General features: G+C 63.2%; 10 protein-coding genes. 8 read left to right on the top strand and 2 right to left on the bottom strand.

From position 1 onward, the window contains the following. The first annotated feature begins 257 nt into the window (after positions 1-257). A complete protein-coding gene (locus tag BLW02_RS16305) occupies positions 258-1016 on the top strand; it encodes a response regulator (RefSeq protein WP_092700289.1) in 759 nt (252 codons plus the stop codon). Here BLW02_RS16305 and BLW02_RS16300 read toward each other — a convergent pair. Beyond that, entirely contained in the window at positions 986-3907 is a 2922-nt protein-coding gene (locus BLW02_RS16300; RefSeq protein WP_159433797.1) for an ATP-binding protein, read from the bottom strand. The two genes, BLW02_RS16305 and BLW02_RS16300, sit on opposite strands and share 31 nt — an antisense overlap. A gap of 218 nt (positions 3908-4125) precedes the next feature. Here BLW02_RS16300 and torT point away from each other — a divergent pair, with 218 nt between their 5' ends. From torT to groL, 5 genes are all read left to right on the top strand, one after another. After that, the gene (gene torT / locus BLW02_RS16295; protein WP_159433796.1) at positions 4126-5154 is read left to right on the top strand and encodes a TMAO reductase system periplasmic protein TorT; all 1029 of its coding nucleotides are present in this window, start codon (positions 4126-4128) and stop codon (positions 5152-5154) included. A 128-nt stretch (positions 5155-5282) separates the two neighbouring features. Continuing rightward, complete coding sequence (locus tag BLW02_RS16290; RefSeq protein WP_092700283.1) at positions 5283-7943, top strand: molybdopterin-dependent oxidoreductase; 2661 nt, start codon at positions 5283-5285, stop codon at positions 7941-7943. A 74-nt stretch (positions 7944-8017) separates the two neighbouring features. After that, a complete protein-coding gene (gene mobB, locus BLW02_RS16285) occupies positions 8018-8596 on the top strand; it encodes a molybdopterin-guanine dinucleotide biosynthesis protein B (protein ID WP_092700280.1) in 579 nt (192 codons plus the stop codon). 569 nt (positions 8597-9165) lie between these two features. After that, positions 9166-9456 carry a co-chaperone GroES gene (locus BLW02_RS16280; protein WP_005799501.1) on the top strand — a complete coding sequence of 97 codons (291 nt, stop codon included), beginning with the start codon at positions 9166-9168 and terminating at the stop codon, positions 9454-9456. Positions 9457-9631: 175 nt separating this feature from the next. Further along, on the top strand, positions 9632-11284 hold the full coding sequence (groL, locus tag BLW02_RS16275) for a chaperonin GroEL (protein ID WP_092700277.1): 1653 nt from the start codon (positions 9632-9634) through the stop codon (positions 11282-11284). Positions 11285-11368: 84 nt separating this feature from the next. Here the strand turns inward: groL and BLW02_RS16270 are convergent, their stop codons facing one another. Further along, complete coding sequence (locus BLW02_RS16270; protein WP_092700274.1) at positions 11369-11701, bottom strand: DUF805 domain-containing protein; 333 nt, start codon at positions 11699-11701, stop codon at positions 11369-11371. Positions 11702-11954: 253 nt separating this feature from the next. On the opposite strand from BLW02_RS16270, the gene BLW02_RS16265 reads away from it, so the two are divergent. Together BLW02_RS16265 and BLW02_RS16260 are read left to right on the top strand one after the other, a co-directional pair. Continuing rightward, a complete protein-coding gene (locus BLW02_RS16265; protein WP_092700271.1) occupies positions 11955-12428 on the top strand; it encodes a DUF1924 domain-containing protein in 474 nt (157 codons plus the stop codon). Continuing rightward, positions 12425-12895, top strand: coding sequence for a diheme cytochrome c (locus BLW02_RS16260; protein WP_092700268.1), 471 nt, complete (start codon positions 12425-12427; stop codon positions 12893-12895). The genes BLW02_RS16265 and BLW02_RS16260 overlap by 4 nt, the downstream gene beginning before the upstream one ends. The last annotated feature ends 2 nt before the right edge of the window (positions 12896-12897 follow it).

Genomic DNA, 12897 nt, shown 5'->3' with positions numbered 1-12897 from the left:
TGGAAGATGCCCTCAAGCTCGGCTGGCGTGACTGGCCCGGGAATGAGTTGCTCAAGCAGCTCGGCTGAGAATTGCGGCTGCGCCGCCTTGTCCGCTGATGCGGTGGTCTTCGTCTTGCGTGGCATTCATGCTCCTTGTTGACATGCTATGCCTCACACACAAACTTTCTGACAGGCTCCCGCTGTGGGAAGCACGGCGGCAGTTTCGCCGTCATTCACCTCCAGCCAAACTCCGGTTCCATATAATTTTCAGAACCGATGACGACCTTCGATCCGATCAAAACACGGGAAAATCCGAACATCTTGTCTGCCGCACACAGCCTCCTTGTCGTCGACGACGATCCTATGACCTGTACACGGGTCAAGGCCTACTTTGAGCGGGAAGGCTACTGCGTCCGGGTGGCGGCCAATGGCGATGAAATGTGGGACTGCCTGCGCCAGCACCCCACCGATGTGGTACTGCTGGACATCGGCCTACCCGGTCGTGACGGTCTCGAACTAGCGCGGGAGCTCCGCGCCCACAACGCCAGCATCGGCCTCATCCTGGTGACAGGCCGCAATGACGACATCGACAAGATCGTGGGCCTGGAGTCCGGCGCCGATGATTACGTCACCAAACCCTTCAACGCGCGCGAACTGCTCGCGCGGGTCAAGATCGTCCTGCGGCGCCTCCGTCCGGTTTCGGCAGCAGGCGTGTCCGGGCTGCAACGCAAGCTGGGCCAATGGACGCTGGACCTGGCGCAGCGCAAGCTCACCGCGGCGAATGGGCACCAGGAGATACTGACCCGGGGCGAGTTTGATCTGCTTGCCGCGCTGGCCCGGCACCTCGGGACTGCGGTGGAACGCGAGCGCCTGATGCAGCAGGTTTTCCACCGCTCGTGGGATCCGAGCGACCGCACCGTCGATGTGCTGGTGGCCCGCTTGCGCGAGAAGATGGAAAAAGACCCCCGACACCCGGAGCTGATCGTCACCGTCCGGGGCGTCGGTTACCTGCTGGCCGACAACGCCGCATCCTGACGCCCTTCGCCGGTGGGGGGGAGCCAGCGTTCGAGCGCCTCGATCCCCTCGGGAATGGCCTCCAGCAGCTGGCTGATCAGCAGTACACGCTGCGCCGTCGTCAACATTCCTTCACCGACCGCGTCTTCCAGGCGTCGGCAGGCCTGCATGACACGCAGAAGCCCCAGGTTGCTCGCTGCGCTGCGCAGCTGGTGGGCGGTCCGTCGAATCTGTTCGGCGTCGGCGGCCTGTTCTGCATCCTGCAGTGATGCTGCGGACGCCTCGGAGATTTGGCGGAACAGGCCCAGCAGCTGCCGCAGGACATCGAGCCCGAGGTCTTCGCGCTCCTGTGTGAGATAGGCCTCGTCCAGCGTTGGTGCATCGCCTGCCGCTGCCACGTCCTTGATGAGTGGGGTGGATGTTGAGGCACCCGTCGGGGATGAGGAGGCCTGCAGGGCCCGAGCCAGTGCACGCGCAAGCTCGCCGCGCTGGAAAGGTTTGCTGAGAAAGCCCACCATGTTGGCAGCGGCCGGGTGTTCGAGGATGTCAGGCGTGACATGTGCGGACATGCCCAGGATGGGCAGTGCCCGCCACCGGCCGCCGTCGAGGGTGCGCAGCGTCTGGGCGACTTCCAGCCCCGAATCGCCGGGCAGGCTGATGTCCATGAGCATGCAGTCCGTGTGCCCCCCATGGCGCAGCAAATCGATGGCGGTGGGGCCGCTGGCGGCCAGCCGCACCCGATGGCCCAGTGCTTCCAGGTAACGCTGGCAGACGATGCGGTTGATGTCATCGTCCTCGACCACCAGCACATCCAGCGAGGGGATCGGATCGGCGATATCGGGCCGTGGAGCCAGTGACGTCCCCGCCGCAACAGGCTCGAACGGCAGTTCGAAGCCGACCTCCGTACCTTCACCGACCGTGCTCTTGAGCCACAGGCGCCCCGCCATCAGTTCCACCAAGCGTTGGCAGATGGCCAGGCCAAGTCCGGTCCCTCCGTGCCGACGATGCGCCGTGTCCTCCACCTGGACAAACGGTTTGAAAACAGCCTCCTGCTGATCAGTCGGAATGCCAATACCGGTGTCGAGCACCTGAAACTGCAGACGCACCGCACCCGTCGGGTTGTCCGCTGCACGTACCACCTTCACCGTGACTTCGCCTTCGTCGGTGAACTTGATTGCATTGCCGATGGTGTTTAGCAGGATTTGGTTGAGCTTGCGGCGATCGCCCAAGAGCCACTCTGGCACGTCATCGGCGATATCACGCACAAGTGCCAAGCCCTTGCTGCGCACCGCGACGGACTGCAGTGCCAGCATGTCGTCGATGACATCCCGTACCGCGAAAGGCTCCCGCGTGATTTCCAGCTTGCCGGCCTCCAGGCGGGAAAAGCCCAGCATGTCCTCCAGGGTTTCCAGCAGGGTGCCGTTGGCGTACTCGATCATCCGCAGGTACTCGCGTTGACGATCGTCCAGCGCGGTGTCGCGCAGCAGGTGCGCGCTGCCGCTCACACCGCTGAGTGGCGTGCGTAGCTCGTGGCTGAGGCTGCCGAGAAATTCGTTCTTCGCGCGGTTTGCCTCCTCGGCCTCGCTCCGTGCCTGCGCGTGCAGCGCGACTTCGCGCTCCAGAAGTTCGTTGCTGCGGCTGAGTGCCGCGGTGCGGTCCTGCACCTGCTGTTCCAGTTGCTGCTGGTGCAGGCGCAGCGAATTCTCCAGGCGTTGCCGTTCGATCGCGTGCTCCCGGAACTGTTCCAGCGCCTGCACCAGCGGTAGCAGCGGATCGTGGCGGGCCACCGGATGGGTGATTGCCACGCTGTGATCGCCAGCCATGAGGGCCCGCATGGCGCTTTCCATGCCCTTGAGCCGACCCAGCAGCTCGTAACGCAGGATCAGCCAGAGCGTGGCCAGCAACGACAGCGTGAGGACACCGGCGACGGCCAGAAAGCCCACGGCTCCGCGGGCGATTGCGGTGCGCGAGCCTGTGCCCACCTGTGCCATGGCCTGCTGACTGGCCAGCAGCAGTGCGGCGCCCTGTTCGTTCAGGCGCAGGGCCAGTGCGGCCCCTGCGTCCCGCTCAGCGGCCAACTGGCCGCCGAGCGCCTGACGCCTGGCCTGCAAGAAAAACAGGCCCTGCGGCGCCAGCGCCGCCTTCAGCACATCGAAATGCCGCTGCGCCGTGGCTTTGCGGGTCGGGTCCCGGAAGTCCTGCAGTCGATGCGACAGGATGGCCAGGTCCGCGGCGAACTCCCTGTTCAAGCCCCCCAGGGCTGGTGGAGTTAGGTCACCCTCCACACGATCGAGCGTGGTCTTGAGCCGAAAGCACACGAGCTGCAATTCAGACATGCGCTCCATGCGGTCGATGTCCACCTCGATCAGACGATCCAGCGACGCCAGGATTTCGTCCCGGCTGGCGCCGCGCTCCACCATGGGGTAGAGCCTGGACACGGTGGCTGTGGAATAGGTCGAGGCATTCGCCGCCAGCGCCTCCGCCAGCAACATCAGCTCGGCCACGGCCCGGTGCAGCGCCTGCTGGGCCTGGCGAATCTCGGCTTGCACCTGCTGTGACTGCCGCGCCTTGCTGGCCTGCAACCCGAGGTTGGTGTGCATCTCCTGGACCGTCACCGCCAGGGCCTGTTCCAACTGGGGCTCGAAGTCCTGCTGTTCCAGACGCCCCAGCAGGTTGCGCACCTGGACCAGTTGCGCGTCGCCCTGGCGTTGAAAGGCATCGACCTCATCGACGGTTTGCGCGAGCCGGAGCTGATCGACCAGCGCCAGGGTGCGGTTGTTGAGCTGGGTCACCGCACCGACCGCTTCCAGTGCCGGCACCGTGTTGTCGATGATGCGGCGCTGCAGCCCGACCACCTGGTTAAAGCTGAGCCAGGCCGTGGCCGCCACGGCCGCCGTCAGCAGCGCGCCCACGGCCAACGCCAGCCCGATCTTGCCGATCAAGCCCAGCCGGCGGTCGAGCCGCTTGATCCAGGGGAGCATCATTTCCAGTCCAACGTTCGAGTACCGACCAAAGCCATTTGCCATGCTATTTTGATTCGGAAACCGGATTACAGTCCGCGGGCATGACGTCCGCCTTTCTTTCCCTTCATCCGTTGCGACAAGCCGCCGCTTCCTTGTGGGGTCTGTGCATGGCCTGGTCCGTGGTGGTCGCACCCGTTGCGGCCCAACCCATCCTGAGCTGGGAGCCGCCATTCATGGCGCCCGCGCCCGTGCGGGCCGAGTACACGCCGGCCGCGCCCGCCCGCCAGTCCTGGGTGCTCTGCGTGGTGGTGCCGCATATCAAGGATGCGTATTGGCTGGGAGTCAACTACGGCATGGTGGAGGAAGCGCGCCGCCTGCGCGTGGAGGTGCGATTTGCCGAGGCCGGCGGATATGCCCAATTGGCTGTTCAGCGCGCACAGATACAGGACTGTGCCTCGGACCGTCGCGTGAACGCACTGATCATCGGGGCGGTCTCCCGTGATGTCATGACCCCGCACCTGCGCCAGCTGACAGCGCGCATGCCCGTTATCGGCACCGTCAATGCCATCGACGACGTCGGCATTTCGGGCAAGGTAGGCGTGGACTGGGACGACATGGGCCAGGCGGCTGGCCGCTTTCTGGTCAGCCAGACGCGGGGCGACGGACCTCCAGTACAAGTGGCCTGGTTCCCGGGGCCGCGCAGTGTCAGCGAAGGCGTGGACCGCGCCTTTCGCCAGGCCATCGCCGGTAGCCGCGTCGTTATCCGCACGACCGCGTGGGGCGACACCGGCAAGGCCGTGCAGCGCAATCTGCTGCAACAGGTGCTCGACGATCACAAGGACCTGGACTTTTTGGCCGGCAATGCCCTGATGGCGGAGGCCGCCATCAGCGTGCTGCGCGAACGCGGCCTGCAGGACCGCATCGGCATCGTCTCGACCTACTTCACACCGGCGGTGCACCGGGGCATCCTGCGGGGCCGCATCCTCGCCGCCCCCACCGATGCACCCGTGCTGCAGGGCCGGATGTCCATCGGCCTGGCGGTCGATCTGCTGGAGCGGCGACCGACCCGCCGGCACTTTGGCCCGGTGATTCGCACGGTTGCGCTGGGCAATCTGGGCGAGATCAACATCGACGAGTCGCTGCCGCCACCCCTACTAATGCCCCAGTTCCACCACCGGCCCGACGCGGCGAACTGACGCATCGCCCGTTAACGCGGTTAATAAAGGCACGGCACAACACAACAAATCCGAGCGCGCCATTGATCTGCGATTCCTAGCATCAGGACATACCCCATCGGTTTGTTTTATTTGCAAGGAGACCCACCATGACCATGACCCGACGCGGCCTTTTGAAGGCATCGGTTGCCTCGGCAGTGACTACCACCGGCCTGACCTGGTTCGCAGCTGACGAAGTGTTTGCCGCCGACACCCAGGTGATTCCCAGTGCCAGCCACTGGGGCCCGTTTAAGGCCGTGGTGAAGAATGGCGTTCTGGTCGGCATCCAGCCGCTCAAGGACGTGGACGCCACGCCGACCACCATGCTCACGGAGGGCCTGATCGGTCGTGTCTATCACAAGACCCGTGTGAAGTACCCGATGGTGCGCAAATCCTATCTGGCCAACCCCACGGGCGACACCAAGCCTCACCTGCGCGGCAAGGAGCCCTTTGTGCGCGTGAGCTGGGAACAGGCGCTGGCGCTCACGGCCGATGCCATCGTGCGCACGGCTGAAAAACATGGCAACGAGGCGCTGTTCAGCGCTTCCTACGGCGGCTGGTCGCACGCCGGTCTGCTGCGTCCGCAGGTGCTGCAGGGCCGCCTGTTCGGCCTGATTGGTGGTCATTCGGTCACCACCGGCGACTATTCTGGCGGCGCTTCTCAGGTCAGCTTGCCGCACATCATTGGCGACATGGAGGTGTACTCGCCCCAAACTTCGTGGGAAGTGATGGCCGAGCACACCGAGGTCATGGTCTGGATCGGCTGCGACCCGTTCAAAAACAACCGTATCGAGTTCACGGTCGCCGATCACCAGATGCTCCCGCGCTGGATGAAGATCAAGGAGCGCGGTGTCAAGTTTGTGTCGATCAACCCGCAGTACACGCCGACCGACGATGCAGTTGGCTCCGAGTGGGTCAAGATCGTTCCGAACACGGATGTGGCGCTGTTCTCGGCCATGGCCTACCACGTCTACAACACCGGCAAGCATGACAAGTCCTACCTGGCCAAGTACACCGTTGGCTTCGACAAGTACCTGGCCTACCTGCTGGGCAAGGACGGTGACGGCACGCCGCCCAAGACACCCGAGTGGGCCGCCAAGATCACCGGCATTCCAGCCGCCAAGATCGTCGAGCTCGCCGAGCTGTTTGCCTCTAAGCGCACACAGTTCGCTGGCGCCTGGTCGCTGCAGCGTGCACACCATGGAGAGATGACACACTGGGCGATCATCAACTTCGCAGCCATGCTTGGCAAGATAGGCAAGCCGGGCGAAGGCGTGGGCTTCAGCTGGCATTACGGTGGTGGTGGCATGGCGCAGTCCAACGCCATCATGCCGGTCGGCTTGTCGCAGGGTCGCAATCCGATCAAGGCGCGCTGCCCGGCCTCGCGCATCAGCGAAATGCTGATGAATCCAGGCAAGGAATACACCCGCGACGGCGCGACGCACAAGTATCCGCTGGTCAAGCTGATCTATACCGCTGGCAACAACTTCATGTCGCACCAGCAAAACACCAATGAGTTGCTGCGTGCGATGAATCAGCAGGTCGAAACGGTGATTTGCCAGGACCCCTGGTGGTGTGCCTCCTCGCGCTTTGCCGACATCGTTCTGCCGGCCACCTCGGCCCTTGAGCGCGACGACATGAGCACCGGCGGCACCTACAGCAACGACAAGATCTACGCGATGCGTCAGGTCATCAAGCCTTACGGCGAGAGCCTGGACGACTTCGAGATCTTCCGCCGCCTGGCTGCCCTGATGGGTGTCGAGTACGGCTTCACCGAAGGTAAGTCGGTCATGGACATTCTCAAGGCCTCGTACGCAGCGACCGGCCAGAAGGTACCGTTCGACAAGTTCTGGGAAGACGGTATCGTGCGCATCGACGTGCCCGAGAAGATGCGCAAGTGGGTGCGCCACGGCGACTTCTATACCGATCCGGTGAAAAACCCACTGCACACCAAGTCCGGCAAGATCGAGCTGTTCTGCTCCGAGATTGCGCGTTTCAACGTGCCCGACTGTCCGCCAGTTCCGAAGTATCTGGAGCCGGTGGAGTTCCTGGGAAATGCCAAGTCCGGGCAGGTGCATGTGGTCAGTCCACACCCCTACAACCGGGTGCACTCGCAGATGGCCAACGCCGACGTGCGTCTGGAGCAGAACGTGAAGGGGCGCCAGCATGTGCTCATCAGTGTCGAAGATGCCGCCGCCAAGGGCATCAAGAGCGGCGATCTGGTCGAGCTGTACAACGATCGTGGCGCGCTAATTGCCGGTGCGGTGGTCACCAAAAAGATCATGAAGGGCGTGGTCAGCCTGGAAGAGGGCAACTGGATCCAGCTCGATTCCAAGGGCCGCTGCAATAGCGGTGCGATCAACATCATCACGACCAGCGTGGCATCGAGCGGCCTGAGCCAGGCCACCAGCGCCAACACCTGTATTGCCAACCTCAAGCGCTGCGATGACGCCGAGTCGGTCAACCGCGCGTACGAGCCGCCAGCGATCGAAACGGCGGCGCAAAGCAAGTTGGATGTCGATGCACTCAAGCTGAGCGAGCGCGCCAACATCGTCAAGGGCGCGACCATGGGTGCCATGTTGCCGGGCGAGAAGTTGTTCTACGAGCGCTGCACAGTGTGTCACGTACCGCGCGAGCCGGGCGACTTCACCAAGAGCCAGTGGCACGGCATCACGCAGAGCATGTTCCCGCGCGCTGGCCTGGACGATCTCCAGCGCAAGGTGGTGCTGGATTTCCTGGAGAAGAACGCCAAGGACGCCATCGTGCCCTGACGCACCGCGGCGCGTTGCATCGGGAGTGTCGGCACTACGACGGCACTTCCGTTTTACGGAGCGAGCACAAGACCATGAAAATCTTCGGCATCACAGGCCACTCGGGCATGGGCAAAACCACCCTGCTCGAAAGGCTGATTCCCGAGCTTCGCTCCCGCGGGCTCACGGTCTCCCTGATCAAGCACAGCCACAAGGACATAGAGGTGGATCGTCCCGGCAAAGACTCCTACCGCCTGCGGGAGTCAGGGTGTATGGAGGTCATGCTGCTGGGACACAACCGCTGGGCACTGATGCACAAGTTGCGCGGCGCCGTTGAACCACCACTGGAGTACCTGCTGGCACGTCTTCAAACGTGTGACGTGGTGCTGCTCGAAGGCTTCAAGAGTGGCGATTTTCCGAAGCTGGAGGTCTGGCGAGCCGCGGGAAACAAGCCGCCGCTGGGCAGGAACTGGCCGGGTATTGTCGCGACCGCCAGTGACGCATTGCATCTACTGCCTTCCGATACGTTCAAACTGGAGCTCTCCGATACCCAAGCGATAGCGGACTTGGTGTTGAGGAAAGGCCGGTCCGTGGCTGAATTCTTGGAGACAAATTTTGCAACCGCAATTTCCGAACCTGAAGCGCGCGTGATCTGCCAAACAGCGAAAGTTTGAGCTGAAGTGTTCAATTTCTGCTGCGGGTCGTCGCAGCCGATCACTTCGGGCGCGACGAGTCGTTATCGAAGCGAGCCAGGCTGGCATGTGTTGAGTGGCCGATGACGGCGGTGCAGCGGTCGTTCGACCCTTGCATCCTCGAGTGATAGGAGACCGCGGCAACCGACATTCAGGCGTGCTAGGTCACCGTCAGCAATCAGCCTTGAGCTGCCGTTGAAACAACCAGTTGCGGCCATCCCGTCTATTAGTGCGCACTCACTTTTATCTTAACGAAGTACTTTAGGTCATCTGCAGAGCGCCGTCAGAGCGCGTGCTCAGTAACTCCACGATAGCGGTGCCGCCAGAATCTAAAGTTGAATGGCGGAATCACGAAAGTAGAGTGGCGTTCCGCATCCCCAAAACCCCCCATCCGCCAGGGGACGTCTTGAAACGGCCACAAATGCCCCTATCATTAGCACTCGCCTCAAACGAGTGCTAACAAAGTGCTTGTCACGAGGAAGTTTGGCGGCGTCCGCAGTGCGGGCGCCTTCTCATCCGGCTTTTTATTGTCAATCCACAGGAGCAATGCAATGAACCTTCGCCCCCTGCACGATCGCGTGATCGTCAAGCGTATCGAAAGCGAAACCACGACCGCCTCCGGCATCGTGATCCCCGACAACGCCGCTGAAAAGCCCGATCAAGGTGAAGTGCTGGCCGTCGGCCCCGGCAAGAAGAACGACAAGGGCGAGCTGATCGCCCTGAACGTGAAGGTCGGCGACCGCGTTCTGTTCGGCAAGTACTCGGGCCAGACCGTCAAGGTCAAGGGCGACGAGCTGCTGGTAATGAAGGAAGACGACCTGTTCGCCGTTGTCGAGAAGTAATTGCTGCTGCGCGGCCCACATGCGTCGTTGGACGGTGCTCGGAATCCTCACGTACAGGCAGTACGTTCCGGTTCCTGCGCTCCGTCCGCCTAGCCTGTGAGCCGCTCGCTACGCAATTCTTTTCTCGACACAGTCATCTGTTTCTCGAATTTTTAGATTTCTCTAGGAGCCAAACATGGCAGCAAAAGACGTAGTTTTCGGCGGCGAAGCCCGCGCTCGCATGGTTGAAGGCGTGAACATCCTGGCCAACGCGGTCAAGGTGACCCTGGGCCCCAAGGGCCGCAACGTGGTGCTGGAGCGCTCGTTCGGCGCCCCCACCGTGACCAAGGACGGTGTGTCCGTGGCCAAGGAAATCGAACTCAAGGACAAGCTGCAGAACATGGGCGCCCAGCTCGTGAAGGAAGTGGCTTCCAAGACCAGCGACAACGCTGGTGACGGCACCACCACCGCCACCGTGCTGGCACAAGCCATCGTGCGCGAAGGCTTCAAGTACGTGGCCGCTGGCATCAACCCGATGGACCTGAAGCGCGGTATCGACAAGGCTGTGGCAGCCCTGGTGATCGAGCTGAAGAAGGCTTCCAAGCCCACCACCACCTCCAAGGAAATCGCCCAGGTCGGTTCGATCTCCGCCAACTCCGACGAAACCATCGGCAAGCTGATCGCTGACGCCATGGACAAGGTTGGCAAGGAAGGCGTGATCACCGTGGAAGACGGCAAGTCGCTCGACTCCGAACTGGACGTCGTGGAAGGCATGCAGTTCGACCGCGGCTACCTGTCGCCCTACTTCATCAACAACCCCGAAAAGCAATCCGCGATTCTGGACAACCCCTTCGTGCTGCTGTTCGACAAGAAGATCAGCAACATCCGCGACCTGCTGCCCACGCTGGAGCAAGTGGCCAAGGCCGGCCGTCCGCTGCTGATCATTGCCGAAGAAGTCGAAGGCGAAGCCCTGGCTACCTTGGTCGTGAACACCATCCGCGGCATCCTGAAGGTCGTGGCTGTGAAGGCACCTGGTTTCGGCGACCGCCGCAAGGCCATGCTGGAAGACATCGCCATCCTGACGGGCGGCAAGGTCATCGCCGAAGAAGTGGGCCTGACCCTGGAAAAGGTGACCCTGGCCGATCTGGGTCAGGCCAAGCGCATCGAAGTGGGCAAGGAAAACACCATCATCATCGACGGCTCCGGCGCTGCCGCTGACATCGAAGCCCGCGTCAAGCAAGTGCGCGTGCAGATCGAAGAAGCCACGTCCGACTACGACCGCGAAAAGCTGCAAGAGCGCGTGGCCAAGCTGGCCGGCGGTGTGGCCGTGATCAAGGTGGGCGCTGCCACCGAAGTCGAAATGAAGGAAAAGAAGGCCCGCGTGGAAGACGCACTGCACGCTACCCGTGCGGCTGTGGAAGAAGGCGTGGTGGCCGGTGGCGGCGTGGCCCTGCTGCGTGCCAAGCAAGCCGTGGGCGACTCGGTCAAGGGCGACAACGCCGACCAGGAAGCCGGTATCAAGCTGGTGCTGAAGGCCATCGAAGCGCCCCTGCGCGAAATCGTGAACAACGCCGGCGGCGAAGCCTCGGTGGTGGTGAACGCTGTGTTGGCCGGCAAGGGCAACTACGGCTTCAACGCCTCGAACGACACGTATGGCGACATGCTCGAGCTGGGCATTCTGGACCCCACGAAGGTCACCCGCACGGCCCTGCAGAACGCCGCTTCCGTGGCATCGCTGCTGCTGACGACCGAAGCCATGGTGGCCGAGGCTCCGAAGGAAGAAGCCGCTGCCGGCGGCGGCATGCCCGACATGGGCGGCATGGGTGGCATGGGCGGCATGGGCATGTAATTGCCTGGTCCCTGCGCAGCCGCCCTGGCTGCGCAGCCCCATCCAAAAGCCCGCAGGTCTTACGGCCTGCGGGCTTTTTTCATGTCATGCGGAGAAGGGCTCGCCGTAGGTGTTGGGCGATGCCTCGCCGGGCTGCACCCACCAGTACAGCAGCACCAGAAAGCCGATGCCGCTCAGCAACAGCAGCTGCCACCAGCCCGTGCGGCCAATGTCGTGCAGGCGGCGCGTGCCCACGGCCAATGCCGGCAACAGCAGCGCCAGCGAGGCCAGCGCGTAAACCATGTCGCCCAGCAGGCTGGCAACGATCATCACGATCACCTGGAACAGAAAAAACCACCAGTATTCGGACCGTGAAGCACGACCCGAAAAAGTAGCGTACTGCCCCAGACACGACTGGATTGCCTGAACGAAATCCATGGTGAAACCCCTCTCTTGGTGGAATGTTGACGGACGGCGGGCGAATGCCCCTGGACATGATAGGAGGACCGTGCGACAAGCAGATGTGCAGAAGGCTCAGCGGCCGGGGCACCGCGACAGCATCTATCGCTCAGCCCAAGGACGCCACTTATTGAATAGCTGCAAGCGCTTTACCAACAAGCGCCATGGGTTCTTTTGATCAAAATTAAAAGGGCTGGTGTACGCCCTGTTCTGGCGTCTTAAGCCATTCTTCATGCCCGCCTTGCACCATGGCGGCATGAACACCCCACACACCACCTCTCCCGTGCACATGGCCGCGCTGCTGGCGCTGGCCTTCGCCCTGGCGCCGGCCCATGCGGCCGACACCACAGCCGCCTCGCAGATGCAGCGCTGGAGCGATGTCTCCGGCAAACCCGTCAGTGCCGAGCGCGGCCGCGTGTTCTTCAACAGCCGCCATGGCGGCGAGTGGTCGTGCGCCTCGTGCCACGGCAACCCGCCGACCACGTCCTCCCGCCACGCCAGCACCGGCAAGACCATCGCCCCGCTGGCGCCCGCGTTCAACCCCGAACGCTTCACCGACACCGCCAAGGTGGACAAATGGTTTCGCCGCAACTGCAAGGACGTGCTGAGCCGCGAGTGCACGCCCGTCGAGAAAGCCGATGTGCTGGCCTGGCTGCTGCAGCTCGATGGCAAAACCCCACCCCAGGCCGCCAAGGACAAGCCATGAACCGCACCGCTCGCCAATCGGCCGCCCTGATGGCTCTCGCCTGCGCCCTGCCCGCTGCCTGGGCCGACAGCCGCGAGATGCCCGCCAGCACCATGCTGCCGGCCTACCGGCAGGAGTGCGCCGCCTGCCACATGGCCTACCCGCCCGGCATGCTGCCGGCCAACGCGTGGAGCCGCATGATGAAGGGGCTGGACCAGCACTACGGCACCGACGCTTCGCTCGACCCTGCCATGGTGGGTCAGATCAGCGCCTGGCTGCAGGCCCATGCCGGCACCACCAAGCGCGTGCGCGAGGCCCCGCCACAAGACCGCATCACCCAATCCGCCTGGTTCGAGCGCAAGCACCGCGAGGTGGAACCCGCCGTCTGGAAACGCACCGCCGTGGGCAGCCGCGCCAACTGCATGGCCTGCCACACCCGCGCCGACCAGGGCGACTTTGACGACGACCGCGTCCGCATTCCGAAGTGAGA

Origin of the sequence: Acidovorax soli (assembly GCF_900107605.1) — a bacterium.
Lineage (GTDB): Bacteria > Pseudomonadota > Gammaproteobacteria > Burkholderiales > Burkholderiaceae_C > Acidovorax > Acidovorax soli.
The sequence above is the reverse complement of the archived record's forward strand: the minus strand, read 5'-3'. Positions and strand labels throughout refer to the sequence as shown.

Coding starts and splice junctions, on each gene's coding strand:
- BLW02_RS16305 (WP_092700289.1), top strand. CDS start 258: ATGACGACCTTCGATCCGATCAAAACACGGGAAAATCCGAACATCTTG.
- torT (WP_159433796.1), top strand. CDS start 4,126: ATGGCCTGGTCCGTGGTGGTCGCACCCGTTGCGGCCCAACCCATCCTG.
- BLW02_RS16290 (WP_092700283.1), top strand. CDS start 5,283: ATGACCATGACCCGACGCGGCCTTTTGAAGGCATCGGTTGCCTCGGCA.
- mobB (WP_092700280.1), top strand. CDS start 8,018: ATGAAAATCTTCGGCATCACAGGCCACTCGGGCATGGGCAAAACCACC.
- BLW02_RS16280 (WP_005799501.1), top strand. CDS start 9,166: ATGAACCTTCGCCCCCTGCACGATCGCGTGATCGTCAAGCGTATCGAA.
- groL (WP_092700277.1), top strand. CDS start 9,632: ATGGCAGCAAAAGACGTAGTTTTCGGCGGCGAAGCCCGCGCTCGCATG.
- BLW02_RS16270 (WP_092700274.1), bottom strand. CDS start 11,701: ATGGATTTCGTTCAGGCAATCCAGTCGTGTCTGGGGCAGTACGCTACT.
- BLW02_RS16265 (WP_092700271.1), top strand. CDS start 11,955: ATGCCCGCCTTGCACCATGGCGGCATGAACACCCCACACACCACCTCT.
- BLW02_RS16260 (WP_092700268.1), top strand. CDS start 12,425: ATGAACCGCACCGCTCGCCAATCGGCCGCCCTGATGGCTCTCGCCTGC.